Genomic DNA, 25,816 nt, shown 5'->3' on the forward strand with positions numbered 1-25,816 from the left:
AAATCGCCCGAGCGCGGTTATTGTGCCGCGCGGGCCGTGCGTCAAGCAGAGCGCCTCAGCAACGCCGACCGTTCGCAGCGGCACACCACCTCGTCGCGCTGGTTCCACATTTCGTGGATGAAGGTGACGATCCCGGCATCGGGACGCGATTTGCTGTCCCGCAATTCCTTGACCTCGGAATAGGCGCGCAGCGTGTCGCCGATGAACACCGGCTTGGGCGTCACCACCTTGTCAAAGCCGAGGTTGGCGACCAGCGTGCCCAGCGTGGTGTCCCCCACCGACAGGCCGACCAGCAGCGCGAAGGTGAAGGTGGAGTTCACCAGAATCTGCCCATAACCGCTTGCCTTGGCCGCCTCGACATCCAGATGCAGCGGCTGCGGGTTATGGGTCATGGTGGAGAACAGCAGATTGTCGGTTTCCGTCACGGTGCGGCGGATTTCGTGTTCGATCCGTGTCCCCACCACCCATTCATCGAAAAACTTGCCCGCCATTATGCTTGGCTCCCCCAGCTTGCGACCACATCCGCGCCGTCATCCGCGCTTGATCGAACGGCGCCCGGCGTGCGGCTGAAACGCGGCGCAGGGGCGGTGTGCCATGCGCCGTCATGTTCGACATAGGCCCCGCGCGCCTTCATGTGCGGATGGCTGCGTGCCTCGTCGAGCGTCAGCACCGGGGCGAAGCAGGCATCGCTGCCTTCGAGCAGATCGCACCACTCCGCCTGCGTCCGGGTGAGGAACAGCGCGGCCAACCGGGCGGCGTAATCATCCCAGTTGGCGGGGTTCATCTGGCCTTGCGCCAATTCCGCCGGAGCGCCTGCCTTGGCCAGCATCTCGGCATAGAATTGCGGTTCGATGGAACCGAGCGAGATTTCCTTGCCATCCTTGCAAGTGAAGCAGCGGTAGAAATGCGCCGCCCCGCCCAGCATCCCCTTGCCCCGCTCGGTCGAGAGATGCGGCACCCCGCGCGCCCCGAAGAAGAAACTCATCAGGCTGGTCACCCCGTCGACAATCGCGGCATCGACCACCTGGCCCTTGCCCGATTTTTCGCGTTCATACAGCGCGGCCATGATCCCGAAGGCGCAATACATCGACCCGCCGCCGAAATCGCCGACCAGGTTCTGCGGCGGGGTGGCGGTTTCGCCCGGCTTGCCCACCGCCGCCAGCGCGCCGGTGATGGCGATGTAGTTGATATCGTGGCCAGCCGCGTGGGCGAGTGGGCCGTCCTGCCCCCAGCCGGTCATGCGGGCATAGACAAGGCGCGGGTTGAGGCCGAGCAGTTCTTCCGGCCCCAGCCCCAACCGCTCCATCACGCCGGGGCGAAACCCTTCGATCAGCACATCGGCATGGGCCACGGCGGCGCGCACCTGCGCCTTGCCATCATCGCTTTTCAGATCCACCGCCAGCCGATGCCGCGCGCGTTCAACCACGGGGTTGCCCACCCCCGCGCCGGGCCGGTCAACCCGCACCACTTCGGCGCCCAGATCAGCCAGCAACATCGCGACATGCGGCCCCGGCCCGATGCCGCTGAATTCGATCACCCTGAGGCCCGAAAGCGGCCCTGATGGCTGGTTCATCTGTCTCTCCCTTTGGCCGCGTGTGTGGCGTGTCATGAACCGGAGGGCAAGCCCGCGCTTGCGACAACCCGGCCTGCGCGGCAATTGACAGCGCCAGCCTCCTGCCCATAGGCGCAACCTTACGTATTTGTGCGGGCGGCGAAACGAGGTTGACGAATGAAAAGCGGCTCGACCAGAGTGCTCGCAGCGGCATCGGGCGGCGGCCATTGGGAACAGCTGATGCTGCTGCGAGCGACGCTGGACAATTACGACATCCGCTTTGCCACGACCGAACCTGCGGTGGCCGCGCAGCACGGCATCGAAAGCGCTGAACGCCTGCCCGATTGCAACCAGAACAAGCCGTTGCAATCCGCGCTGTGCGGGCTGGTGGCCTTGTGGATCGTGCTCAAACACCGCCCGCAGGTGGTGATATCGACCGGGGCCGCGCCGGGTTTTTTCTGCATTCTGGCCGGGCGTCTGGTCGGCGCGCGCACCCTATGGATCGATAGCGTCGCCAATGGTGAGCAATTGTCGCTGTGCGGCAAGCTGTCGCAGCGCTGGGCGCATGAATGTTGGACGCAGTGGGAACATCTCGGCACGGACGCGCGTCCGCGCTATTTCGGAGCGGTGCTGTGATCCTTGTCACTGTCGGGATGCAGTTGGGGTTTGATCGCCTGATCGCAGCGATGGACGCGCTTGCGCCAACGCTGGGCCTGCCGGTGATCGCGCAGACCGGCAAGGGCCGCTACTCCCCGCAACATATGGATGCACGCGCAAGAATCGCACCTGCGGAATTTGAACGGCTGGTGCAACAATCGCGCCTGATTGTCAGCCATGCCGGGATCGGCACCGTGCTGACCGCAGCCCGCTTTGCCAAGCCGATCATCCTCGTCCCGCGCCGCGCGGCGCTGGGCGAACATCGCAATGATCACCAACTGGCGACCGTGAACCAGCTTTCCGGGCGGCCCGGCATTCTGGTGGCGATGGACGAGGCCGCGCTGCCCGCGCGCATTGCCGAGGGCTTGGCGGTCAAGGACTGGTCAGCCGTGCAATCATCCACCGCGCGCCAGTTGCATCGGGCATTGGCCGCCTTCATCGAAAACCGCCCCTTGTGATCCCCATCACACGGCGAGTGGAGCGCAACATGGTGAAAAACACAGCAAGCCTAACGCGATTTTAAGGGCTTTGCGGCCATGGTTCCGCCTGAAAAAGCCGGGACAGTGATTTCATGAACGCTCCTTTTTATGCCAATGCCGCGCTCGGGCGCGAGGCGCAGGTTCATCCCGCGCCCGATCATCAGGTTGCGGTGATCGGCCTTGGCTATATCGGCCTGCCCACCGCTGCGCTGCTTGCCAGCTACGGCTGGAACGTGTGCGGCGTCGATGTGTCGCAAGCCGTGGTCGATACGGTAAACGCGGGCGGCGTGCATATCGAGGAACGCGATCTCGATCGGCTGGTGCATGATGCCATCACCGCGCAAACGCTGGTGGCCGCGACCGAAGTGCCCACCGCAAGTTTCTACATGATCGCCGTGCCCACCCCGCTGGGGCCGGACAATACGCCCGACATTTCCTATGTCGAGGCGGCCGCGCGTTCGATTGCGCCAAAGATCCTGCCGGGTGCCTGCGTCATCATCGAAAGCACCTCGCCGGTCGGCACCACCGAACGCGTCGCCGCAATCATTGCAGAGGCGCGCCCTGATCTGGTGGTGCCGCGCGATGGCAGCACCGGCGCGGCGGACATCGCGCTGGCCTATTGCCCCGAACGCGTCTTGCCGGGGCGGATCGTCAACGAACTGGTGCATAATGACCGGGTGATCGGCGGGGTCACTGCGGCCTGCGCCGAACGGGCTTCGGCGCTCTATGCCAGCTTTGTGAAGGGCGATTGCCTCACCACCACCGCCCGTGTGGCCGAGACGGTCAAGCTGGTCGAAAATTCCTTTCGCGATGTGAATATCGCCTTCGCCAACGAATTATCGATGATCGCTGACGTGATCGGGGTGGATGTGTGGGACGTGATCCGGCTGGCCAACCGCCACCCGCGCGTGAACATCCTGCAACCCGGCCCCGGCGTGGGCGGGCACTGCATCGCGGTTGATCCGTGGTTCCTGGTGGCCGGCGCGCCGAATGCCGCGCGGCTGGTGCGCACCGCGCGCGAGGTCAATGATCACAAGGCGGTGCACACCGAAAACCGCATTCGCGCGCTGCTGGATGCCGCACCGGGCGGCAAGGTCGCGTTGCTCGGCCTTGCCTTCAAACCCGATATTGACGACTTCCGCGAAAGCCCCGCGCTCGCCATCGCGCAAAGCCTTTCCCACACGCACGGGCAGCGGATACTGGTGGTCGAACCGTTCACCGAAAGCTTGCCCGATGCCCTTGCCGGATCGGGCGCCGCGCTGGTGACGCTTGACGCCGCGTTGCTGACGGCCGAGATTGTGGTGGTGCTGGTCGATCACACTGCGTTCAAATACCTTTCGCCCGATGATCTGGCGGGCAAGCTGGTGTTCGACACGCGGGGCATGCTGCGGCGATGAGTCCGGTTGGCGGGAAACCCCGCATTCTCGTCACCTTCGGCACCCGACCCGAAGCGATCAAGATGTTTCCGGTGGTCGATGCCTTGCGCGAAACCGGGCAGTTCGATGTGAAAGTGGTGGTGACCGCCCAACACCGCGAATTGCTCGATTCGGTGCTCGCGCTAGCCGGACTTAGACCCGACCTTGACCTCGACTTGATGCAGCCTAGCCAGTCGCTAGATGCCCTCGCCGCGCGCATTTTGACGCGTTTTGGTGAGGCTTTGGACGCGCTCAAACCTGATCGCGTTCTGGTTCACGGCGACACACTGACAACGATGATGGCGACTTTGGCGTGCTATTTCAGGCGGATACCTGTAGGCCATGTCGAGGCCGGATTGCGCAGCGGCGATATCTATTCGCCTTGGCCCGAAGAGGTAAATCGCAAGGTAACTGGCGCAGTGGCCGACCTACATTTCGCCCCGACAGCAACCGCGGCGGCAGCTTTACGCGCTGAAAACGTGCATGAAAAAGCCATACACGTCACCGGCAACACGGTGATCGACGCACTGATGTTTGCGCAGCAAAAACTGGCCGCCGATCCGTCATTGGCACCCGCCATCGGCCCGCTAAAACGGCGCTTCGCGGGCAAACGGATCATCGCGGTCACGGCCCACCGACGTGAGAATTTCGGAGCCGGGATGCGAGAAATTGCCAATGCCTTACAGACACTTGCTAGGCGCGCAGACGTGGCGATCATCTATCCGCTGCACCCCAATCCCAACGTCACAGAAGTCATGCGCCCCGCGCTTTCGGGGCATGACAACATCGCCTTGATTGACCCGCTCGACTACCTCGATTTCGTCGCGATGATGGAAGCTTGCGACATTGTCCTAACCGATTCAGGCGGCATCCAGGAGGAAGCGCCCAGCCTCGGCAAACCAGTGCTCGTGATGCGCGACACCACCGAACGGCCCGAAGGTGTTGCCGCAGGGACAGCACGATTGGTCGGAGCGGAGTCGGCAAAAATTACCATGGAAACTAGTCGCTTGCTTGACGACAGCGACGCTTACGACCGCATGGCCAGGGCGCATAATCCCTATGGCGATGGCACCGCCAGCCGCACGATTGCAGCGATCCTTGCCACTGCCGGATAGTTTGCCCGGCCAACCGCTCAAGGGCGCGCACGCACCAATTGGACGTAATAGATCGCTGCAACCAGCACCACGAAGCTCACCCCGATATCAATCACCCAGTTAAGTTTCGGAGGGCCATAAAGGAGGGCATCGGTCAGGTGCAGCGAGGCGATCCGCAAGGCCATCAGACACACCATCGCAGCAGCGGCAAGAACCCCGGTCAAACGCGCAACGTTCCGGCGCCCGCGAAGGTTGCGTGCCCATCGCTGCAGCGCAAACATCGCTCCCGCTCCCGCGATGGTCAGTATCGCCGCTACCAGCGGGGCTTGAAGGCTGCGGCGGTCGCCATAATGACCTGATATTCTGAGGTAATCACGAAGAATTGCGCGCAGCCATTCTTCGGCATTGACCAGACGCAATGTGATCAGGACGCCGAAGAACAGCGCTAGCATCAACCAAGTTCGCAGGTGCCCCGACACTTGTCGCTGGCGCAGCGCGGTCGCGGCAGCGGCAAGGCAAGCGAGCATGACAATGCCGTAAAGGCAACTTGCGGCAAGGCTAAAGGTTGATGGGCCCGATATCATCACTAATTTTCCTGCCGCAGTTTACCAGTTGGGTCACGCCGCTGCGATGTGACCATGTCGATCATTCAGCCAACCAATTCTGCGCACAAGGCAATTCTGATAGGGTCAAACGTTTTTATATAACATCCTAATGCCCCGGCGCCGAGTATGGCTCGGCGTGGGCGACGCCTCGAATCGTGTGCCAAGTCGGCATTAGTATTGCACTGCGATATCCCTACGCCTAAGCAAAAATACGTGCCTAGGGAGGATGTTGTGAAGTTGATGAGCCACACTAGTTTTCGGACAGTGTCAGTTCTCGCAGCCGCCATGGTTGCGCTCACTGGCTGCGCATCGACACCCGAACCCGTGATTGGCGCAAGCGTGATCAAGCCAGCAACCGATTTGGGGCAGTCCGGGTATTCTTACCAGCGGCCAACGACCTATCTTCTGCGTCCGGCGGATCGCATATCAGTCAACGTATTTCGCGAACCGGACTTTACAATCGACGCGGTGCAGATCGGCGTAGAGGGCAATGTTTCATTGCCAATGCTCGGCTCGATACCTGCTGCAGGAATGACGGCAAAACAATTCGAACAGGACGTGACCCGACGGCTTGCTACAATCGGACTTAAATCGCCGATGGTCAGCGTCAATGTTGCTGAATATGCGTCGCATCTTGTTACTGTTGAAGGAGCCGTGAATACTCCCGGTGTTTACCCATTCCAACCCGGCGCGCGCCTCTCCTCTGCAATCGCGCTGGCAAAAGGGCCGAAACGAACTGCGAAAGTCCAACAGGTTGCGGTATTCCGGGAGAGTCCGGAAGGCATCATGGTCGCCAAGTTTGATCACCAGCAGGTGAGCCAAGGGACAATGCTTGACCCGGTACTTCAGCCCGGCGATCGCGTGGTCATGGGCACCGATGGTTTGTCGGTATTCTGGGAAGATTTGCTGAAAGCGTTGCCGGTTTTCGGTGTTTTCGCGGTGGCTGGTCTCGACAACTGATCCGATGAACGAAAGATCGATTATCCACTCACCAGAGCATTCCCGCCAAGGCACTTGGCTTGATGCTTATATGCCCGATGGCCCGATGGGACAGCTGGCCCCGCGTCAGCAGTTTTTCAATTTCGCAGCCATCCGTGGGATCATTTACCGGCAGCGCTGGCTGGTCGTCGCTGTCATCATGGTGGCCTTGCTCGGCGGACTGATTGTCACCCTGCTGTCCACCCCGATGTACCAGGCTGACGCCAAGGTAAGCGTAAAGCCCTACGGACAATATGTGGTTGAGGGGCAGGATACCGATCCCGGGTTCAATCCGGTTCAGATCTACGATTACCTCGCGACCCAAGTCGAAGTAATCAAGAGCCGCAGCCTTGCCGAAGGCGTGGTAACTGAACTCAATCTGGCCTCGCGCTATGACCTGTTGGGCAAGGATGTCGACGAAGGCCGTGCCCCGGGCATGAGCGATGAGCAGTGGATCAAAGCCAAACAGCAACTGGCTGTGTCGATCCTCACCGGTGACGTTGTCGCCGAGGTTCCAACCCAGAATTGGGTGATCACGATCGGCTTTCAATCCGAAAGCCCCACCCTTGCTGCGGAAATCGCCAATGCATATGCCGATGCCTTCGTGGCGACCGGTTCGCGCAACTCCGCTGAGGGGAACGAATACGCACTCGAATACCTCAAGAGTCAGATAGATGAAACGCGGCAACGGCTAGCTGAGGCCGAGCAGGTCTCCAATTCCTATGCTCGGAGCAGAGGAATCATTCTTGAGGCATCAGAATCCGAAGAAGGCACCCCCACCACATCGACTCTGACAGCAATTAATCTCTCCAGCATCAATACCCGCGCCGCAAACGCGCGCGCGGCACGGATCGAAGCAGAGCAAAGATGGCGGGCAATCCAGAAGTTGCCGGTAGCGGAGCTTCCCGAGGTGCAGGCCAATCCGGTGCTGCAAGGCCTATTGTCTGAACGCACCGCCAAGCTTGCGCAGCTCGCCGACCTAAGTCAGCGGTACAACGACGATTTCCCGCAGATTCAGAACCTGCAGGAACAGTTGAAGGTACTTGAAACACAGATCGAACGCATAAGCAGTGATATCAAGGCGAGCGCCCGCAGTCAGTTTCTGGTGGCCCAGAGTCAGGAGCGCGCGCTGACAGCAGAATTGGCCGCTCTGACGGGCGAACGACTGGTCGAACAAGATCAGCAGGTCGAACTAAGCGCCCTCGACCGTGAGGCCCAAGCGCTTCGCGATCAGCTCAAATCACTACTGGATCGCTATAATCAAATCACCAGCGCCGCGAACCTTGACCCCGGCACGATCAGCAAGATCGATTCAGCGATGGTGCCGGACTCGCCCTTCGCGCCGAATATACCGCGCAACATGGGCCTTGCGTTGGTGCTTGGCATTGCGTTGGCCGCTGGGCTGGCGGTGCTACGTGAAGCGCTCGATGATCGTATCCGCTCGCTGGATGACGTGGAGGAAAAGGTCGGCCTGCCGCTGCTGGGGCACACCCCGCATGTCGAGAACCGTGATATTGAATCACACGGTAATAATCGTTTCAGCGCGTTGATGGAGGCCTATTCCTCCATTCGTGCAGCGATTGACTTCACGCTGCCACGAAACCGCAACGTCATCCAGCTTACCAGCAGCCAGGCCGGTGAAGGTAAAAGCACGACCGCCGTGATTCTGGCCGAGCTATTCGCAAGCCTTGGCCGCAAGACCCTACTGATTGATGCCGACCTGCGCCGCCCCTCAGTGGCCAACCTCCTCGACATCGAGCGGCCCAAAGTTGGCTTGGTAGAAGTTCTGCTCGGCCACGTTGAGATCGAGAGGGCGGTGGTCAAAGGCATTCACGAGAATCTCGAAATCCTGCCCGTCGGCGAACTTCCGCCCAATCCCACCGAGATTCTGGCATCACGCGAGATGCGCGAATTCATCGAGAAGTACCGGCACGAATACTCGCTGATCATCTTCGATTCTTCCCCGATCCTGGGACTGGCTGACGCTCCGGTTCTCGCCAACCTTGTCGATGCAACGGTTTTCATTCTCGAAGCCAACCGCCTACCCTTCGGCCAAGCGCGCGCTGCGGTGCGCAGGCTGATGCAATCGGGCGGCACAATCATCGGTGTAGTTCTGACCAAATACCGCGCGCTTGAGGCTGGGCAGGCTTACGGCTACCAATATGGCTATTACGAATATGGGCGCGATAAATAGGGCCAGCTGTCGCGCCCGGCTAGCGGTAGGCTTGAACACTGGACCGAACTGCCCCGTTGCTCCAACTGGAAAATCAACCTTGGCTTTCAATAGTCGCGGACAAGGATAGGTCGCAGGTTTTGGTCGAGCATCAGCCGTTTACGGTCATCATTCCAGCCCACAATGAAGAGGCTGTGATTGCACGGTGCCTGGAAACCATATTTGCTGATGCCCCCTCAGAATGCATGATGGAGGTCATAGTTGCGGCCAATGGTTGCAATGACAAGACCGTAGAGGTCGCACGCATCGCTGCTCCAGGAGCAGTGTTGCTCAATCTTCCTGTCGGATCAAAGACCGCGGCGATCAACGCAGCCAATCGCGCTGCCTCATATTTCCCTCGCATCTATGTCGATGCAGATGTGCAATGTGGATACTGGTCATTATTAGCGCTTGCCCGTGCGTTGCGCGAAGAAGGTGTAATGACCGCCGCCCCCGCCATCAGGCTGGACCTGTCACGCTGCAACTGGATAATGAAGGCCTATTACCGCGCTTGGTTGCGCCAACCCTACGCCACGGCGGGCAAGGGCGGCGCCGGATGCTATGCCCTCTGTGCCGAAGCGCTTGACAGTGTGGGCGAGTTTCCGCCGATCACTGGTGACGATATATGGATCCATACGCGCTTCCCTGACCACCAGAAGCGCTACATCACCGAGGATGAAGTTGGGCGTCCGGTGGTCTCGGTCGTCTATCCGCCGCGAACTGCGCGCGAGCAGATCAGGGTTGAGGCGCGGCGCCAAAACGGCAATACCGAAGTCCGGCGGGAATACCCCAGCCCCCACTTCGCCAATGCGCGCAATGGTGGAGGATTGTCTGCAGCTCTCAGAAGCGGCACGCATCCGGTCGATCTGATCATTTTCTTCGCTATCAAGTTTGCAGCGCGGGCGCTGGCTGTTTGGAATCGCAAGCGCGGTGCCAGCACGGCGTGGACACGCGATCTGTCGACCCGACAGCCATCCTGAACACCGGCCCCGGACATGATGAACATTACTGCCACCACACCTGATGTCAGCATCCTGATCGTTGCCTATAATTCGCATGCGATTATCGCAGCCTGCCTTGGCTCGATCCCTGCCGCCTGCACGCGCCATACATACGAAGTCCTGCTGATCGACAACGGCGACGGGGCATCCGCCGATGTCGTCGTCGCCGCGTTCCCCTCAGTAAAAATCGTTCTCAGCCGCGGCAATGTTGGCTTCGCGGCTGGAAACAATCTGCTCGCCGCGCAGGCCAAGGGCAGGCATCTGTTGCTGCTCAATCCCGATGTGGTGCTCAAACCCGATGCCGTGGATCGACTGTTGGAGGCAACGAAGACCTATCCTTATGCGTCGGCGTGGGGTGGAGTGACCCTTGACCATAATGATCGCCCTGACTTGGGCAACACGGTGCAGATCCCATCATTAAAAGAGATGTTGAGCCGGACACTGGGCCGATCGTCTGCCGCCCTGCGAAACAATGCCACTGTAGCGGCTGACGCTGAGGTGGAGGTCATGAGCGGCAGTTTCGTAATGTTTTCGCGCAGCGCATGGGACGAAGCCGACGGGCTGGATGAACGATACTTCCTTTACTGCGAGGAAGTCGATCTGTTTCACCGTCTGGCGCAGCGAGGGCATTCATTCTGGAGAATTGCCAGCTCTTTAGCGAATCATGATATTGGGCATGGAGAGGCTTCATCCCCAAATAGGGAATTGTATCTAAATGCTGGCGTAATTCAGTTTACGCGACTGCATTGGAGTAAGATTGATAGCCTGCTTGCATTCTTTTTGATTTGGCTTTCATCCCTACAGCGAGTCATATTGGGTTGGCTTTTTGGTTGGTTTAAACCTAATTTGTCCACGGCAGGCAAAAAACAGCGTCTTGTAGCGCTAAGGCCAAATTATTGGCGTCATGGCTATGATCCGCAGCGCGGCCTTCTTGCACGGTTGCGGCGCTAGCGCAGCACCCTCTGACCATCCTCGCTTGATGCGGCCAGCATTAGCGCGGGCGCTCCGCTCCGCGTGTTGGCCGGGCGAAAACCATTTGCGCCGCAGGTTGCGCGCCGAGGCTCACCGTCAGCCCCAGCAGCATGAAGAACCAAGTGAGCGCTGACATCCACAGTGTCACCGAGTTGATCCCGAGCGCAAACACCGACAGCGAAATCGCCACACCGCGCAACAGCCGCGCATCGTGCGGTGGCATGTGCCGCGATCGGCGTGCAACCATGACCAGCCCGATCAGGGTTGCGCCGAGCAATAGCACCGTTTCCGGAATTCCGAATCGAAGCGCCATGATCAGCCAGAAGTGATCGAAAGAGCCCGAGTTCATCCAGTCAGGGCGAACCCAATCGGAGTATCCGATTCCGAACCACGGATGTCTTTCGATATTTTCGGTGCCATATCGCCATATCAAAACACGATTATAGGCTGAGGCTGTATTGAGCGACGCGTAGCGAATGAGCAGATTGTAGAAGCCGGAGTTACTCGCAAGTTCCACGACCCCATAGAAACTGACTGCGAAAAACAGAAATAGCCGCCAGCTCAAATTGCCTATCCGCTCGCCTATCCAGTCATAAACTGACAGAAGCCCGCCAACAACCACACCAAGCATGGCAGCCGAACTCATTGTGAATATCCCGCCAAAGGAGGCGGCCAATCCAAGCAATCTCGGCCATCCCCGCAATCCAGATAGAAGGTATATCGGCAGGAAACTCGCGAGGAAAATGCCCGCTAGAATTGGATGAGGAAATGACGCCGTACCCCGTACCAGGCCCATTCTGACCTCATACCTGATCGGCATCGGCATCCCCGTGACGGCCGACGCCAAGGGTTGAAGCAGTAAGGTGCGAGTGATGGATTCGATTATCACCACCGCGCCGATAATTGCGACCCCAGGGGCAATCAGGATGAGAAATCGTCGCAGGTCGGTTGGTGATTGAATCGTTGCGCGCGCCAGGAAATAGGCCAGCCCCATATCAACCGTATGGGAGCCTCCCATGATAATCGCAGTTCCGACCGAGCCACTGCTCATGTACGACGCCAACCATATCCAAGCCAAAGCAAGGATGATCAGCAAGTCCGGCCAGGCAAAACGTATGGACTTTCGCAACGTGCCCGACAGCACGTACAAACTCGCGCCGAGTAAAAATATGCGGGCAGGTGAAAGATAGACCCCTGCGATTGTTATATTGAATTGCTGAGGAATCAGAAGTAGATACAGCGACAGTGTCGCCAGAATTATTGCCACCATGCTTCCCCGTGGGCGGAAGGCCTGTACGCGTTGGGAGCGCAAAGGAACTGGTAACTGGCTGTAGGCTGTGCCCATCAGTTCAATTCATGCCCTTCGCTCGCCAATTCAGCATACCGGATAAGGCATACTGCATGATCTTCACCAACAGCGCTTCTCTGCCCCGACCGCATAGTGCATACCGCGTGACTGATTAGGCAAGATGCGTTCTAGGCGGCGCTAGCACCCCTTATCCGATCTTTCCAGACATAGCCTAAACCCAACCTGCCATTTACGTGTGCAGCACCCAATGTCCGCATCGTCGATTCGCGCCATAATAAAATCTCAGCTCGCATTGGTGGGCGCGGGCCTCGCTTTGGTTCTGGGCGAGTGAGATGCCCTGACCGTGACCACCTGGACCCTCTCCGCGACCGACGGCGAGCATTCCTTGACGAATTGCGCAAAAAGTCGCTTTCCTACACATAACCAATATGGTTCATTAAAGGGGTAAATTTCATGCAGAGAGGTTAGTTCATGTCGGACAATTTTATCGCTTTTGGATCATCGCCAGCAACACCCAGTGAAAATGCCTACCCTGTTACCCCGAACGACTCTGCAGCGCTGCCCTTGGTCCCGAAATATCTCTACGTTGGCCAAGCCGGAAACGTGGCCTTGCGCACCAGGGACGCAGCGAGCGATGTGGTGTTCGAAAATGTTCCGGCGGGCGGCTATCTGTTCGTACGCGCTACCCATGTCCGTCAGGCCGGAACCACCGCTGCTGCGATCGTGGCTTGCGCCTGATGATTGCCAACATGATCATGGCTCGCCAGCAACTCTTGTCAGGCACCACCCCCCGCCCACCCGCAGACTTCATCGTCACGTCTGACGCCGAGTGGGATGCCGTATTCGCCAATGACGCGGCGACGCTCGCGGGTAAGACTGTCGAGATTGTCGGCTCCAGCTTCACCCAGCGCACCATTAATAGCCGCGATATGTCGGGCAATCCGCTCACCATTCGCAGTGCCAATGCTTCGGCGTCCCTGCCGTCTATCCTGCTTGACGGGATAACGCGCGGGATCGACTTTTCGGGCCTCAATTTCCAGATGACGGGTTGGCCCAAGGCCTATGGCTCTTGCGTGGTGTTCAATAACGGCACATTTGGCGGCATCCGTTTCATCAACGGCACGTCCTTTCGCCACGGCTACGGCGTGGGACTGACCAATATCGACACCGCCGCCGACCTGCCTGAATATGAGCGGATTGATAATGTCCAGACCGCCACCACGACCAGCGCGGCCTATCCGCTGACATGGAAAGACACCGCGCCGGGGCTGACCGGGTGGATCGAGTTCTTCAATCGCGGCGCGCAGACCGTCTTTGTCGAAGTGGGTGGGCCGGGTGTGGTGGCAACCACAGGCAGCACCGCCGCACCAGCGGGGCAGCGCACACGCATCAGCACCGGCATCACACCTGCGGGAAGCACTCATTTCGCCGTGCTGGCCGCATCGGGGACGGTCGAGGTGAACGCCCGCACCGAAATCGGGCTGTCCACATATCTCGCTGCTGCATTCACTTCATCGGGCGCGGCCACCGTCGAGGATTTGGAAATCCGCAATTGTACGTTCCGCGATCTGGTGAACGGGGTGAAGGGAATAAATCCCATGTCCGCGGTGGTCATGGATTGCGACTTTACCCGCATCTATCAGGACATTCTTTCCTTTGCGCCGAAACCGGGCGGGTTTGCCTATGTCCTGCGCAATACCGAATGCCTGCCGTTTGCGCGGTCGGGCATTGCCGAAAACCTCAACGGCGATGCGCGCGATCCGCATGGCGACCAGTTCCAGATTTTCAGTGATGGCACAGGCGTGATTGGCCCGGTCTTCTATGCGGGCAACCGGGTGCGCCCCGGCAATCTGCGCGTAGGCGTGAGCAGCCAAGGCTTGTGGATTTCGGATAATGACCACACCCCGGCATTCTCGGACTTCTATGTGATTTCGACCATGCAGGTGGGCGGTGCGCCGAACTCGCTGTTCATGGGTGAGCCACCCAAGCCCGAGTTCATGGTGCGCAATGCCTTGGTCTATGGCGCAACCGTGGTGGACTGGCGCGATCCTGCGAGCATATCGCCGGGAATCACCTTTGTTACCGATGACGGCGGATCGGTCTATCTGGGTAGCGCAATTGCCGCCCGGATTGTGGCTTCCGAGGATGAGTTCATGCAGCAAGACACGCTGCTATTGCTCAGCGCCGCCGACCCCGCAGCGGTGTTCCCGAACCTTGGCGATCTGACCACGGCGAACACCCGCGCCGAAATTGAAGCGGCGATCACGCCTGCCGCCGAAGGAGCGGGGCTGGGCGCGGTGGCGACCCGTGACGCGGTGGACTGGGCCACCAGCGATCACACTGCGGTAATCCGCTGGGAGAATGTGCCGAGCGGGGCGCATTGGAATGACTTGGCCGGGGTGGCAGAGAACACGCTTATCTCCCTGCCGCTGCGCAAGGTGTTGAACCGGCGCGTAGGCCAGAGCGTGAGCGTTGGTGCGGGCACCGAATGGCGTAAGGTGGCGGCTGATGGCACCACCGAATTGCAGGCGTGGGGCAGCGCGGCGGGCACTATCGAGCCGGATCAGTTCATTCAGATCAGGCGGCAGAGTTCGCCCACGGGCAACGGCTTTGTCACCGCATCGGTGACGATCAACGGGTTTGAACAGGCGGTCAGCATTCAATCCGCCAACACGCCTTCGGTGTTCCTGACGCAAGGCAGCCCGGTGGGTTATTTTGGCGACACAGCCAATCCGCCAGCGGGCCTGACCCGTGTGACATACCGGGGCAAGTTCTTCTGGCCTACGGGGACGCTGGCCAACGCGCAGAAGCCGTTCGCGCAGCTTTCGCTGGGGTGTGATCTTGAAACCTTCAACAACGCTTTCCGCGTTTCGGTCGAGGACGGAACGCAGGCGGCGATGTTCGCAAGCGCTCCAGATCGTCATGCCGGCAGCCTTGTCGAGAACAAATGGCTGGACATCATCTTTGACGCGGATCAGTCTGCGCAGACAGTCACACTGACGGTCAATGGTGTTACCGAAGTCTATCCGTTCAATAACGCCAGCAACGGCGTGTTTAACACCGTGCGCCGGTTCAGCTTTGTTGCAGTGAACAACGGCACCAATCCGCTGCCCGCCGGAGTGCGGATGGCCGATATGTCGGTCGAGTTCAACGGGGTGCTGCACAAGGCAATCCCGAACAGTGCCGCCAGCGCCAACGCCGATCCGTGGAAGCTGGGCGGGGCGTTTGTGTGATGGGTGTGAGAATCAGAGCGAATAGCGCTTTAAACAAAAATCATGCCGATGCCCGACCAACGCCGATCAGCATTCGAGTTGCGTTGCAAGCTCGCGCGGATCAGCACTTGAGTCGCCAGCACGTTGCAAGCGCTTGCCAAGCGACTTCCACAACCGAAGCTTGGCCCACATCAGCGGGAAAGGAGAGCGAGTCAGCGGAACCGTAAGGGTGGGCACTGGCAACTGCTCACTCCACTTCCAGCGCATATAATGCCACGCGTCAGAATAGCCGCCGCGATAACCCCGCACAGGCTTACTGTTGTGGATTGCCGGAATATCAGCGACGTATGACTTCAGCCCGATTGCAGCCGCACTCAGGACGATATCGGTTCCATAAAGATGGAACCCCGGCAGCGCTGAATCGAAGCGCAAACCGCTCGCACGGTTGAGAACGATCACGAACTCGTCGATACACGTCGCCTCGACCGGATTGGGAAATCGCCCGCCCAACCTGCACGCTAACCCAGTCGACCACGCATGACCAACCGGTCGCCCGCCGAGGTCGACGCCGAATGCGCCGATAATCGCCCAATCCGGATCAGTGCTTTCGATCTGTGCGATGGCGCGGTCCAACTGTCGGCCCCAATTGTCTGGGAGAAATACGTCTTGGTGTGCAAACACCACGATCTGCGCCGCGCTATCATCGAGACCTTGATTATACGCCTCTGACGCAGAGGCCGCGCCACTATAACATTTGAGATCGACCTTCCCCTTACGGATGATCGTCGATCGCAAAAGATTGTGTGCCAGCACCGCCCCATCGTTGACTGCGGCGACAATCTGCAAGTTGTCAAGAATATCGGATTGCTGTGTCACGGTGCGCGCCCGACGATGCAAATTTGACGCATTGTAAGGTGGCGGAAACGGTTGAGCGTGAAAACATTAAACAGTGTGCCGGCCGGTCCCGGCGGAGCCATCGCGCGCACATGCTCGATCACAATGCCCGCATCCTCGAACATCCTCCTATACGTGCCTTGCGTGAACCAGCGCAGGTGAGTGCGGTCCATCACGCCTTCATCGGTCAGTTCCCAGCGGTCAGAAATCAGGCCGCGCAGCACCGCGATCTGAGCAACATTGGGCGAACTGGCAAGCACCACCGCACCGGGTTTGAGTTTGGCCACCACCCGCTTTACTACCGACCACGGGTCCACAAGGTGTTCTAGCACCTCGCTCATCAGTACCGCATCGAAATGCTGATCAGGCCAAGGCAGCGTCATTCGTTCAACATCGCCTTCAAGCACTTCGGTCAGGCGACCCCGTGCCACGGAAGCTGCCTGCGAGGCGATTTCCACTCCGATATACGAGCGCGCAAGACCCTGCGCGAGTGCGGCGCTCCCTGTTTCGCCCGCTCCACAGCCAATCTCAAGCACATTCGCCGATCCGTCTCTTGGCAATAGCGCAAGAAAATCGCTCCTGACCCCACCGAAATAGGACGCAGTTTTATCTTGGTAGGCTCTCGCACCCGCTTTCGTGTCTAGCGCCAAGGCCACATTGTGTGACACCGTCCGTCCTTTCAATCAATCTTACGCGCGAGACGGATGAACATCGTTTTGATCCTTTCACGCAAATCGCTCGACATCAATAGCGCAACAAACATTCCCGGCACACCTGCTATTGCCGCACTAAAAATCGCGCCGCTCCAGCTTGTAACTGGATTAAAAGTCACATTCCCCACTATCACCAGCGCGGCAAGGCCGGTGAACACCAGTCCCAATATCCTGCACGAAGGCGCGGCGGCCTTCGTCCTCTGGCTGACCCGCCACAACGCAAGGAACGTCGCCAATGCATCGCCCCCCGCCATGCACGCCGCGACCCAGACAATGTCCTTACCTGATGACAGCGCAAGCAATGCACCGCCCAATCCGATAATCCGCAGAATGCTGGCAGCCAGGATATCACTGGTGCCACCAAGGGTAAGCGAAATCGTCGCGCACCATGATCGCAGCATCATGGCTGCCGCCTGGATCGCAAGGAATGTCGCCAGCAATGCCGGGGTCTGGTAATCGGGGCCGAACAGCAGCACGACCAGCGGCGCGCCGACCATGGCGAGCGGGAAAACCATTGCCGAAACCAGCAGCAGCGATGTGGCCCCGGTGGTGCGGCAGCGTTCGCCAAACAGTTCAGGATTACCGCGCGCCTCGGACAGCAAGGGGAAATAGAGGTTGCCGGTCAGCTTGGCGAGAAACAGGCTGACCCCACCGGTCAACGCCGCAACCGCCACATAGCCGGCCAAGTCCCGCATTCCCGCCAGCGTACCGATCACGATCCGGTCGCCCTGCGTAGCGAAGAAAATCACGATGCCATTGAGCAGCAATGGCCAGCCGTAGCCTATAACCGCGGTAAAGGCCTTGCGATTGAGCCCGAGCCGATAGGGTTCGCGGGCGAGCCGGTGCGAAAGCGTCACCGCGACCACCGAAGTCGTTAATGCACCTGCCGCCACGGCAATGTAATTATGCGTGACCGCAGCAAGCGCCACCGCCAGCACCACGCCCGGCACAAGCCCCCCGATCAACATCTTTACATAGGCGCCGAACTGCATCCGCCGCTGCTGTGCGAGCGGATCGAGATTGCGGAATCCCTCAATCACCGGGATCATCGCGGCCAGCGCATAGAACCAGCCCAGTTCCGGGTGGCCAAACTGTGCCGCGATCCAACCCGATAGCAGCAGGATCATCAGGCCCATCAACAGTCCGCGGATCAGCAATAGAGTGGCAAGCGTCGGCATGGTGTCAGCCAGCTCATTATCACGCGCCTGAATCACATATTTCTCGAGCCCCAAATCGCTGATGAGTGCAAAAGTGCTCACTACCAACAGGAAGGTAACGCTGATCCCGAAAAACTCCGGGCCAAGCAGGCGCGCAACCAAGACCGTGCGCAGGAACATCAACGCATGTTCCAGAATCGAGCCAAAGCCCAGTGTCAGGCCGGCTCTGGACACCCGTTTGGCGGTCATGCGAACCTCACACGCAGCATCAATCCCTGCCCTGCCCTGTCAGCAGGCGGCGGAAGGTGCCAACGAAACTGCGCAAACTTTCCTTTACGCCCAGCCTATGCGCGGTGCGAACCAATGAGAGCTTGGCAAACCGCGGCCGCCTTCGGCCAGTTAACGCCATGGCCGCCAATCGCGGCAGCACCATGCCTTTGCGGCGCGCCTGAAACGGCTGCATATGACCAAGCGATTGCAGGCTCAGCGGCTCAGTCGCAATCGTGCCCGTCGCCATTGCCCGTGCCAGTATTGCCTCGCCGCGCTGTGTGCGGGTGAGAATGATGCTGCGGCCATCCATTTCTTCAAACAGAGGGTTGCCGTCCGCATCGCAATACCAGCCGTCGGCGCAGACGATATCGGCAAATTCGCCAATGCCATCAGGGCATATCTTGCAGCGGAACTGCAGGTGACGGTTGAGGATGCGGCCCCAACTGGTATCATAATCCATCGTCAAGATAGTGCCATCTTCGAGCCGCGCGGTGGCAAATCCCGGCCAGCCATCACCGCGATAGCGCAACGAAACGACCGCGCTTTCATCCTCCACCCCCATCGCCGAAAGCAATGCCGAAGTGCCGCGATAGCTCGGCACGCCTGCGCACATGAAGGCGATCATCACCGATACCTTTTCGTTGACCCGGGGATCGTAGCGGGCAAGCTGACGCAGACCTGCGACGTCGCAAGGCTTGCCGACAAACGCAAATTTCCCCGGCGCATCAAGCCGCACGCCAATATCCTCGAGCGGTGACGACGGTGCATAGCGCGAACCGGCAGCGTGAAACACATCGTCACGCCCGGTGCTGATCGCCAATGCATTGCGCACAGGCGATTGCGAGGACACCGCCGTTTGCACCACATAATCAATTTTCCGACTGGCAAGCAGATGCACAAGAATGCCCGACAATCCACCCCCCGATGAGGCATTGCGGCGCATCTCTATATCAGTGCTCCAGCCGAGGCGCGCGGCGATCAGCGGCCCCCAAACGGGGTGGTATTCGGCCTCATGCTGCGCGGGATCATGCCGGATATTGGCACCGGGGCAGACCGTGTCAATCATCCGTGCAAGCTCTGCGGAAACCTCTCCCACAACCTCGGGACGGCGATAACCCTCAGCCGTATCGCGCATCACGATCGGCGCATCGCCACCAACCGCCATACCCGCACACAGACCGCAACCCGAACACAGCCCATTGGCCTTGATGGTATCAAGATCATACATCGTGATTGCTCAACTTTGTCACGGTATCATCCAGCGCGGAAATATAGTGGCCAAGCCGCCGCTGTGCTTCGGCATTAGCCGCCACCGCCTCAGCGCGAAGTCCAGGCAAATCAGCCAATGCCGCGTCAAACCGAGCAAGCACCGCCGCGTTATCCTCACGCGTGAGATCGGCATTCCAGCCATACCCCAAGGAATCGAACAACCCGCTGAACTTGCGACTGTAGCCGAGCGGCACCACCGCCGTGCCTGACGAGATCGCCGCGATCGTGGCGTGCATCCTGCTGCCTGCAAACAGATCAAGGTTTGCGATGTAGCTTTTCGCCTGCGATGGCCCGGAAAAGCGCGGTGGCAAGATTGCCGCCGGGAAGCGCCGCTGCAATTCCTCGGCCAAAGCGTAATCGTCCTCGTAAGGCGTGGCCGCGGCGAGCACATGCGGCACGAGATGCAACTCGGCCCGTGGCTCGCGCGTTATCCGTTCCAGCAGCGCGTCGATCAGCGCCGGATAATCCACCGTCAGCCTGATCCGATCACCGCGTGCCAGTTCACGCCGATAGAGCAGCGCCGAAACATTCAGCCCAACCTTTATCGGCCCCGCCACAAGGTCGCGGTGCTGCTTCTCAGGCGCAGGCGTGAACGGCAGAGCAAAGGCAACATCCGTGGTCAACGCCGCGTTATGCGCCATGCCAAGTTCACCGAGCAGCTTGAACGATGCTTCGTCGCGCGCAAAAACCCGCTGCACAAAATTCATCGTCCCCACTGCGGCATGGCGGGCGACTGCGGTATGAAACGGGCCGATCGTCTGCGGGCTGAGGATTAACGGCCCTTTGGCACAGCGGGCTGCCCACTTTGATCCGATTATCAGCCAAAACCGGCGCACGGCATAAATATCTGAAAAACTGTCGCCACCGCCGATATCGAACACCACATCGCAGCTCCGCAGCGTCCGGTGAAGGCTTGAGAAGGGATTGATGAGCGACTTGTAGCCAATATTCTCGAAATGGTTCTCGAATACTATTTCGTGGCTGTAATCAAAGGTGCCGCGCACGCCCATCAGATGGAACACCGGTCGGCGGCCAGCCTTTACGGCAGCAGCGCCGATCAAGTTGGCGTTGGCGACACTGAGCGCGCCGACGCCAAGATTTTCGGAAAAGCAGGAATGCCAAAGTAAGCCCACGTTAAGCGGCACCGCTTCAGCGTTCAAGTGCGGCAAGGGGCGATCGGGCATTGATATTCCTTGCCCGGGCGGGCGTAAATTGGCGAAGTTGCCCTTCGTTTACAGAATTTTGCGATTGGGCAAATCGGCTGCCGATGGATCGGCTGCGCGGATGCGTTTTTCGGTTTCGTCCGCATCAAGAAAGCGGCCATAGGCACCCACCGCGATATCGCTGCGCATCAGCTTGGCCGGGTTGCCAGCAACAATCGAGCGCGGCGGCACGTCCTTGGTCACAACACTACCGGCTCCGATCACGCAATTGTCCCCGACAGTAATGCCGGGAAGGATGATGCTTCCCCCACCGATGAAGCAGTTGCGGCCGATATTTGTGTGCATGTACAGGCCGCGGGTGCGGTCATGGGTCAGTATCCGGGCGTTGAAGGCGACATAAGTATATTCGCCAATGTGCACGCCTTTGGGAAAGGTTAGGTCCGGCTTGGCACTAAGCGACATTTCTACTGTGGGATGAATGTCCATCTTCATCACCCCACGGAAAAGGCGCAGCCGTATTCCGGTAAGAAGCTTGCGCAAAACAGACAGTCGGGCGAGGTTCACCTTGTTCCTCCTTCAGACGCATCGAGCGCGATCGTACAGCGCCTTGACCCAAATCGCCTGCAGGCGCAATCCTGAGGGCGTGACAGCCCGGCCCCCTTTTCTGACCAGCGCAAAGAAAATCGCGCTGGCCGTGGCCGCGCTGTTGTTGGGCATGTTTGCCGCGCTTTGGCAAGAACTGCCGCAATGGCGATTAGGGGGCACGCAAAGCGCTGCGGCATCATCGGTTTCCCATCTGCTGGGTGATCTCGTCTGCCCTGCCAGGGGATCACACATCGCCATTATCGGAGACAGCCACGTTGCAGGAAGCCGAATGGGCGAAGGCGGCGCGCCATTTGGCGTGGTGCTCGAACAGTCGCTGGCAAGCCGCGTCAAGGTCGTGCGCTATGGAGTCGGAGGCGAGACAGCAATCGACGGCGAGAAACGCTGGCGAGGGCGAGACTTACCCGAGGCGGATCTGGTAATTCTCGTCTATGGCACAAACGATGCCGCGCCGCGTGGGTGGCTGGGCGACAAGACCACTGTTCCGGTTGACGATTACAAGGCCTCACTGAAACGTCAGATCGCAGGATGGCGCAATCGTGGGGCGCAGGTCGTTCTGCTCGCCCCGCCGCCAGGCGGCAGCACCGCGATCACCCGCAGGCTTTCCCCCTATCGCGAAGCAGCAGGGGCGGTTGGCCGGTCGGCGAAGGTTGCGGTGCTTGATCCTGCCGATGCCTTCACATCCTGCCCTTCGGCCCAACCCGTGTTGGTTGGCGACGCGCTCCATATGAATGCCGCCGGGCATGAGTGCCTTGGGTCATGGATGGCGCACCAATTCTGTCCTGCGCCCGGCTGAGGTTCAGCGCGCCAACAGCGGGCGCCACCAACTTTCGTGATCGAGATACCATCGCAATGTCTGGCGGAGGCCTTCGTCGAAGCCGTGCTTCGGGGCGTAGTTCAGTTCGGCGCGGGCTTTGGTCTCGTCGATGGCGTAGCGGCGGTCGTGGCCGGCGCGGTCGGTGACGAAGGTTTTGAGGGTTTCGGTTGGTTCACCGCGCGCTGCGGGCGCTTGCGGGTAGCGCTCGGCCAGCCCTTCGATCTCGGCAAAGACGCGGTCGACTTCGCGGCAGATTGCGGCGATCACTTCGAGATTGGGCAGCTCTGCCCCGCCGCCAATATTGTAGGTCTCGCCCGGTATTCCGCGCGTGAGGCAGGCTTCGATCCCGCGGCAGTGATCTTCGACGTGCAGCCAGTCGCGCACGTTCATCCCGTCGCCATAGATTGGCAAGGGCCGCCCGTGCAGCGCGTTGAGCAGAAACAGCGGGATCAGCTTTTCAGGGTATTGATAGGGGCCGTAATTGTTCGAACAATTGCTGGTCGTCACCTCCAGCCCGTAGTTGTGGTGATAGGCGCGCACCAGATGATCGGACGCGGCCTTGCTGGCCGAATAGGGCGAGTTGGGCGCATAGGGCGTGACCTCGCTAAAGGCCGGATCATGCGGGCCAAGCGAGCCAAACACCTCGTCGGTCGAGATATGGTGGAAGCGGTGGGCGCGTCCATCGCCAGCCAGCCAAACAGCCCGCGCGGCTTTCAGCAGGCTATTGGTGCCAAGGATATTGGTGTCGATGAAGGCGTCCGGCCCGGTGATTGACCGGTCGACATGGCTTTCAGCGGCGAAGTGGACGATGGTGGTGATGTCGCGGGTCTTTAGCAGGCTTTCCACCAGCGCGGTGTCACGGATGTCGCCTTCCACCAGTTCGGCATTGGTGCCTTCGAGCGTCGAGCGGTTGCCCGCATAGGTCAGCGCGTCGAGCACCGTCACCCCGTCGTCCGGGTGCTGCGCATTCCAGTAATGCACGAAATTGCCGCCGATAAAGCCGGCGCCGCCGGTGACGAGCAGATTAGCCAAGCTTTGCTTCCTCTTGCAGCATCAGGCGCAGGTTGGTGCGCCAGTGAACCGGGGTGTCGCCCAGAAACGCTCGCGTGGCGCTGCAATCGAGCAGCGAGAATGCCGGGCGCTTTGCAGGTGTGGGGTAATCGGCGGTGGTGATCGGGCGGATGGTAGGCATGCGCGCGATCAGACCAAGCGCGTGCGCTTCCTCGGCGATGGCGACCGCGAAATCGTGCCAGCTGCACGCCCCGTCATCGCAGTGATGGAAGGTGCCGGTCGCGCCCTTTTTAACCAGTGCCCAGATGGTGTGCGCGAGCCCGCTCGCCCAGGTCGGCGCACCCACCTGATCGGCAACCACGCCCAGTTCATCGCGCTCGTTCATCAGCCGGATCATGGTGCGCACGAAATTCGCCCCGCCTGCTTCGTAAACCCATGCAGTGCGCACCAGCAGGTCGTCGGCGCGCAAGTAATCCTCGCCTGCGACTTTCGTTCGGCCATAGGCAGACAGGGGGTTGCGGGCTGCTGATGGCTCGTAGGCCGCGCTTGCCTCGCCATCGAACACGAAATCGGTCGATATATGCACCAGCTTGCCGCCGCTTTCCGCCATCGCTGCGACCATCGCAGCCACCGCATCGGCGTTGATCGCGCGGGCCAGGTCTTCGTTGCTTTCGGCCTTGTCCACTGCGGTATAAGCCGCTGCGTTGAGAATGATGTCGGGCGCCTCCACCGACAGCCGCGCGCGCAGCATCGGGATATCGGTGAAGTCGCAATCATCAGCGCCGATCACGCTCACCTCGGCCCAATCCGGGGTCAGGCGTTGCAAAGCGCCGCCCAGCTGGCCGTTCGCGCCGGTGATCAGTACTTTCATGCAAACACCGGCACATCGCCGAGCGCCAGCCCGCGCGCGTCCTTGTCAGAGATGATCGGATCGATCCCTGCCGCCGGCCATGCAACCCCCACCGCCGGATCATCCCAGGCCAGGGTGTGTTCGGACTGCGGGGCATAGGGAGCGGTGCATTTGTAGAGGAAGTCGGTGTCATCCTCCAGCGTCAGGAAGCCGTGGGCAAAGCCTTCGGGCACCCAGAACATGCGGTTGTTGTCCGCGCTCAGTTCCACTCCGACCCACTGACCGAATGTCGGCGATGAGGCGCGCAGATCAACCGCCACATCGAACACCGCGCCGCGCGTTACCCGCACCAGCTTGCCCTGCGCACCCGGGTTCTGGAAATGCAGCCCGCGCAGCACGCCCTTTTGCGAGCGGCTGTGATTGTCCTGCACAAAGGTGACATTCAGTCCCGCTTGCGCAAACGCGGCCGTATTCCAAGTCTCCATGAAAAACCCGCGCGCATCACCGAACACGCGCGGTTCGATGATCAGCGGGCCGGGAATGGCGGTTTGAACAACCTTCACGCCAGCACCGGGTTTTCCAGCAGGCCAAGCAGATATTCGCCGTAGCCCGATTTGCGCAGCGGCTCGGCAATTTCACGCAAGCGGTCGGTGGTGATAAAGCCTTGCCTCCACGCGATTTCTTCGGGGCAGCAGATCTTCAGGCCCTGACGTTCCTCGGTGATCCGCACATAGGTCGCCGCATCGAGCAGCGAGGCATGGGTGCCAGTGTCGAGCCACGCGAACCCGCGCCCCATGATCTCGACCGCCAGCGAGCCTTCATCAAGATAGAGCCGGTTCAAATCGGTAATCTCCAGCTCGCCGCGCGGCGAGGGCGCAAGGTCGCGGGCGCGGTCCACCACCGTCTCATCATAGAAATACAGGCCCGTGACCGCGTAGTTCGATTTGGGCAGCTTGGGCTTTTCCTCGATCGACACCGCCTTGCCGTCCGCATCAAATTCCACCACGCCGAAGGCTTGGGGATCATTGACCCGGTAAGCAAACACGCTCGCCCCGCTGGCACGCGCATCGGCATTGCCCAACAATGCGGGCAGGCCGTGGCCGTAGAAGATATTATCGCCGAGGATCAGCGCGCTCGGCCCCCCGCGCACGAAATCCGCGCCGATGTGAAACGCCTGCGCTAGTCCTTCAGGCTTGGGCTGCACTTCATAGGACAGCGAAACGCCAAAATCCGACCCATCTCCCAGCACCCGCTGAAACTGCGCGGCATCTTCGGGCGTCGTGATAATCAGAATATCGCGGATCCCCGCCAGCATCAGCGTGCTGAGCGGATAATAGATCATCGGCTTGTCAAAAATCGGCATCAATTGCTTGGAAACGCCCCGCGTCAACGGGTAAAGTCGCGTGCCGGAGCCGCCAGCTAAAATGATGCCCCGCCTGTTGCTTCCAATTGCCATAGCGGGTGACCGCTGCCTCTCTAAATCAACCTAAATCAACACGTACCAACTTGACGCCGCATCGCAGCACGGTTTCCGCAGGTCAATCGCAAAGTGCCCGTCCGGCTTGCAGTCGCTTCAAATTGCC

General features: G+C 60.0%; 25 protein-coding genes. 11 read left to right on the forward strand and 14 right to left on the reverse strand.

The window, feature by feature from the left end:
• Positions 1 to 41: 41 nt before the first annotated feature.
• Both ACSSV3_RS04075 and ACSSV3_RS04080 read right to left on the reverse strand, forming a co-directional pair.
• On the reverse strand, positions 42 to 491 hold the full coding sequence (locus tag ACSSV3_RS04075; protein ID WP_354323949.1) for a MaoC family dehydratase: 450 nt from the start codon (positions 489 to 491) through the stop codon (positions 42 to 44).
• Complete coding sequence (locus tag ACSSV3_RS04080; protein ID WP_354323950.1) at positions 491 to 1,573, reverse strand: CaiB/BaiF CoA transferase family protein; 1,083 nt, start codon at positions 1,571 to 1,573, stop codon at positions 491 to 493. Before ACSSV3_RS04080 ends, ACSSV3_RS04075 begins: the two co-directional genes overlap by 1 nt.
• Positions 1,574 to 1,729: 156 nt before the next feature.
• On the opposite strand from ACSSV3_RS04080, the gene ACSSV3_RS04085 reads away from it, so the two are divergent.
• The 4 genes from ACSSV3_RS04085 to wecB all read left to right on the forward strand — a co-directional run bounded on the left by ACSSV3_RS04085 (position 1,730) and on the right by wecB (position 5,218).
• Positions 1,730 to 2,188: a glucuronosyltransferase gene (locus ACSSV3_RS04085; protein WP_354323952.1), complete on the forward strand. Its 459-nt coding sequence runs from the start codon at positions 1,730 to 1,732 to the stop codon at positions 2,186 to 2,188.
• Entirely contained in the window at positions 2,185 to 2,667 is a 483-nt protein-coding gene (locus ACSSV3_RS04090) for a glycosyltransferase (protein WP_354323954.1), read from the forward strand. The genes ACSSV3_RS04085 and ACSSV3_RS04090 overlap by 4 nt, the downstream gene beginning before the upstream one ends.
• Before the next feature lie 113 nt (positions 2,668 to 2,780).
• Complete coding sequence (gene wecC, locus ACSSV3_RS04095) at positions 2,781 to 4,085, forward strand: UDP-N-acetyl-D-mannosamine dehydrogenase (RefSeq protein ID WP_354323956.1); 1,305 nt, start codon at positions 2,781 to 2,783, stop codon at positions 4,083 to 4,085.
• Positions 4,082 to 5,218, forward strand: coding sequence for a non-hydrolyzing UDP-N-acetylglucosamine 2-epimerase (wecB, locus tag ACSSV3_RS04100; protein WP_354323958.1), 1,137 nt, complete (start codon positions 4,082 to 4,084; stop codon positions 5,216 to 5,218). The genes wecC and wecB overlap by 4 nt, the downstream gene beginning before the upstream one ends.
• Positions 5,219 to 5,235: 17 nt before the next feature.
• On the opposite strand, the gene ACSSV3_RS04105 is transcribed toward wecB, so the two are convergent.
• On the reverse strand, positions 5,236 to 5,781 hold the full coding sequence (locus ACSSV3_RS04105; RefSeq protein ID WP_354323960.1) for a hypothetical protein: 546 nt from the start codon (positions 5,779 to 5,781) through the stop codon (positions 5,236 to 5,238).
• Positions 5,782 to 6,126: 345 nt separating this feature from the next.
• Here ACSSV3_RS04105 and ACSSV3_RS04110 point away from each other — a divergent pair, with 345 nt between their 5' ends.
• From ACSSV3_RS04110 to ACSSV3_RS04125, 4 genes are read left to right on the forward strand one after another with little or no spacing between them, the layout of a single operon-like run.
• Entirely contained in the window at positions 6,127 to 6,762 is a 636-nt protein-coding gene (locus tag ACSSV3_RS04110) for a polysaccharide biosynthesis/export family protein (RefSeq protein WP_354323962.1), read from the forward strand.
• Positions 6,763 to 6,766: 4 nt separating this feature from the next.
• Positions 6,767 to 8,974, forward strand: a complete 2,208-nt coding sequence (locus tag ACSSV3_RS04115) for a GumC family protein (protein ID WP_354323964.1) — start codon at positions 6,767 to 6,769, stop codon at positions 8,972 to 8,974.
• 56 nt (positions 8,975 to 9,030) lie between these two features.
• A complete protein-coding gene (locus ACSSV3_RS04120; RefSeq protein ID WP_354323966.1) occupies positions 9,031 to 9,972 on the forward strand; it encodes a glycosyltransferase family 2 protein in 942 nt (313 codons plus the stop codon).
• Between the two features lie 15 nt (positions 9,973 to 9,987).
• The gene (locus ACSSV3_RS04125; protein ID WP_354323967.1) at positions 9,988 to 10,944 is read left to right on the forward strand and encodes a glycosyltransferase family 2 protein; all 957 of its coding nucleotides are present in this window, start codon (positions 9,988 to 9,990) and stop codon (positions 10,942 to 10,944) included.
• A 40-nt stretch (positions 10,945 to 10,984) separates the two neighbouring features.
• Here the strand turns inward: ACSSV3_RS04125 and ACSSV3_RS04130 are convergent, their stop codons facing one another.
• On the reverse strand, positions 10,985 to 12,235 hold the full coding sequence (locus ACSSV3_RS04130) for an O-antigen ligase family protein (protein WP_354323968.1): 1,251 nt from the start codon (positions 12,233 to 12,235) through the stop codon (positions 10,985 to 10,987).
• 510 nt (positions 12,236 to 12,745) lie between these two features.
• On the opposite strand from ACSSV3_RS04130, the gene ACSSV3_RS04135 reads away from it, so the two are divergent.
• Positions 12,746 to 13,012, forward strand: coding sequence for a spike base protein, RCAP_Rcc01079 family (locus ACSSV3_RS04135; RefSeq protein WP_454184747.1), 267 nt, complete (start codon positions 12,746 to 12,748; stop codon positions 13,010 to 13,012).
• A 17-nt stretch (positions 13,013 to 13,029) separates the two neighbouring features.
• Complete coding sequence (locus ACSSV3_RS04140; protein ID WP_354323972.1) at positions 13,030 to 15,507, forward strand: hypothetical protein; 2,478 nt, start codon at positions 13,030 to 13,032, stop codon at positions 15,505 to 15,507.
• A 66-nt stretch (positions 15,508 to 15,573) separates the two neighbouring features.
• On the opposite strand, the gene ACSSV3_RS04145 is transcribed toward ACSSV3_RS04140, so the two are convergent.
• The 6 genes from ACSSV3_RS04145 to ACSSV3_RS04170 are packed head-to-tail and all read right to left on the reverse strand — an operon-like array spanning position 15,574 to position 21,516.
• The gene (locus ACSSV3_RS04145; protein WP_354323973.1) at positions 15,574 to 16,362 is read right to left on the reverse strand and encodes a hypothetical protein; all 789 of its coding nucleotides are present in this window, start codon (positions 16,360 to 16,362) and stop codon (positions 15,574 to 15,576) included.
• Positions 16,359 to 17,036: a class I SAM-dependent methyltransferase gene (locus tag ACSSV3_RS04150; RefSeq protein ID WP_354323975.1), complete on the reverse strand. Its 678-nt coding sequence runs from the start codon at positions 17,034 to 17,036 to the stop codon at positions 16,359 to 16,361. The genes ACSSV3_RS04145 and ACSSV3_RS04150 overlap by 4 nt, the downstream gene beginning before the upstream one ends.
• Positions 17,037 to 17,059: 23 nt before the next feature.
• Positions 17,060 to 18,499, reverse strand: a complete 1,440-nt coding sequence (locus tag ACSSV3_RS04155) for an oligosaccharide flippase family protein (RefSeq protein ID WP_354323976.1) — start codon at positions 18,497 to 18,499, stop codon at positions 17,060 to 17,062.
• Between the two features lie 19 nt (positions 18,500 to 18,518).
• Complete coding sequence (locus tag ACSSV3_RS04160) at positions 18,519 to 19,748, reverse strand: Coenzyme F420 hydrogenase/dehydrogenase, beta subunit C-terminal domain (protein ID WP_354323978.1); 1,230 nt, start codon at positions 19,746 to 19,748, stop codon at positions 18,519 to 18,521.
• Positions 19,741 to 20,973, reverse strand: a complete 1,233-nt coding sequence (locus ACSSV3_RS04165; RefSeq protein WP_354323980.1) for a polysaccharide pyruvyl transferase family protein — start codon at positions 20,971 to 20,973, stop codon at positions 19,741 to 19,743. The genes ACSSV3_RS04160 and ACSSV3_RS04165 overlap by 8 nt, the downstream gene beginning before the upstream one ends.
• A 48-nt stretch (positions 20,974 to 21,021) precedes the next feature.
• Complete coding sequence (locus ACSSV3_RS04170; RefSeq protein WP_354323981.1) at positions 21,022 to 21,516, reverse strand: acyltransferase; 495 nt, start codon at positions 21,514 to 21,516, stop codon at positions 21,022 to 21,024.
• A 79-nt stretch (positions 21,517 to 21,595) separates the two neighbouring features.
• Here ACSSV3_RS04170 and ACSSV3_RS04175 point away from each other — a divergent pair, with 79 nt between their 5' ends.
• The gene (locus ACSSV3_RS04175) at positions 21,596 to 22,351 is read left to right on the forward strand and encodes an SGNH/GDSL hydrolase family protein (RefSeq protein WP_354323982.1); all 756 of its coding nucleotides are present in this window, start codon (positions 21,596 to 21,598) and stop codon (positions 22,349 to 22,351) included.
• 3 nt (positions 22,352 to 22,354) lie between these two features.
• Here ACSSV3_RS04175 and rfbB read toward each other — a convergent pair whose 3' ends face one another.
• From rfbB to rfbA, 4 genes are read right to left on the reverse strand one after another with little or no spacing between them, the layout of a single operon-like run.
• Entirely contained in the window at positions 22,355 to 23,404 is a 1,050-nt protein-coding gene (rfbB, locus tag ACSSV3_RS04180; protein ID WP_354323984.1) for a dTDP-glucose 4,6-dehydratase, read from the reverse strand.
• Entirely contained in the window at positions 23,397 to 24,254 is an 858-nt protein-coding gene (gene rfbD / locus ACSSV3_RS04185; protein ID WP_354323986.1) for a dTDP-4-dehydrorhamnose reductase, read from the reverse strand. Before rfbD ends, rfbB begins: the two co-directional genes overlap by 8 nt.
• Positions 24,251 to 24,796, reverse strand: coding sequence for a dTDP-4-dehydrorhamnose 3,5-epimerase (gene rfbC, locus ACSSV3_RS04190; protein WP_354323988.1), 546 nt, complete (start codon positions 24,794 to 24,796; stop codon positions 24,251 to 24,253). Before rfbC ends, rfbD begins: the two co-directional genes overlap by 4 nt.
• Entirely contained in the window at positions 24,793 to 25,689 is an 897-nt protein-coding gene (gene rfbA, locus ACSSV3_RS04195; protein WP_354323990.1) for a glucose-1-phosphate thymidylyltransferase RfbA, read from the reverse strand. Before rfbA ends, rfbC begins: the two co-directional genes overlap by 4 nt.
• Between the last annotated feature and the right edge of the window lie 127 nt (positions 25,690 to 25,816).

This window comes from Porphyrobacter sp. MBR-49 (assembly GCF_053628655.1).

Bases quoted from the DNA above. Each gene is read 5' to 3' on its own strand.
- ACSSV3_RS04135 (WP_454184747.1), top strand. From the start codon at position 12,746: ATGTCGGACAATTTTATCGCTTTTGGATCATCGCCAGCAACACCCAGT.
- ACSSV3_RS04130 (WP_354323968.1), bottom strand. From the start codon at position 12,235: ATGGTGGCAATAATTCTGGCGACACTGTCGCTGTATCTACTTCTGATT.
- ACSSV3_RS04080 (WP_354323950.1), bottom strand. From the start codon at position 1,573: ATGAACCAGCCATCAGGGCCGCTTTCGGGCCTCAGGGTGATCGAATTC.
- wecC (WP_354323956.1), top strand. From the start codon at position 2,781: ATGAACGCTCCTTTTTATGCCAATGCCGCGCTCGGGCGCGAGGCGCAG.
- rfbD (WP_354323986.1), bottom strand. From the start codon at position 24,254: ATGAAAGTACTGATCACCGGCGCGAACGGCCAGCTGGGCGGCGCTTTG.
- ACSSV3_RS04155 (WP_354323976.1), bottom strand. From the start codon at position 18,499: ATGACCGCCAAACGGGTGTCCAGAGCCGGCCTGACACTGGGCTTTGGC.
- ACSSV3_RS04165 (WP_354323980.1), bottom strand. From the start codon at position 20,973: ATGCCCGATCGCCCCTTGCCGCACTTGAACGCTGAAGCGGTGCCGCTT.
- ACSSV3_RS04085 (WP_354323952.1), top strand. From the start codon at position 1,730: ATGAAAAGCGGCTCGACCAGAGTGCTCGCAGCGGCATCGGGCGGCGGC.
- ACSSV3_RS04125 (WP_354323967.1), top strand. From the start codon at position 9,988: ATGATGAACATTACTGCCACCACACCTGATGTCAGCATCCTGATCGTT.
- ACSSV3_RS04160 (WP_354323978.1), bottom strand. From the start codon at position 19,748: ATGTATGATCTTGATACCATCAAGGCCAATGGGCTGTGTTCGGGTTGC.
- ACSSV3_RS04140 (WP_354323972.1), top strand. From the start codon at position 13,030: ATGGCTCGCCAGCAACTCTTGTCAGGCACCACCCCCCGCCCACCCGCA.
- ACSSV3_RS04075 (WP_354323949.1), bottom strand. From the start codon at position 491: ATGGCGGGCAAGTTTTTCGATGAATGGGTGGTGGGGACACGGATCGAA.
- rfbA (WP_354323990.1), bottom strand. From the start codon at position 25,689: ATGGCAATTGGAAGCAACAGGCGGGGCATCATTTTAGCTGGCGGCTCC.
- wecB (WP_354323958.1), top strand. From the start codon at position 4,082: ATGAGTCCGGTTGGCGGGAAACCCCGCATTCTCGTCACCTTCGGCACC.
- ACSSV3_RS04105 (WP_354323960.1), bottom strand. From the start codon at position 5,781: ATGATATCGGGCCCATCAACCTTTAGCCTTGCCGCAAGTTGCCTTTAC.
- ACSSV3_RS04115 (WP_354323964.1), top strand. From the start codon at position 6,767: ATGAACGAAAGATCGATTATCCACTCACCAGAGCATTCCCGCCAAGGC.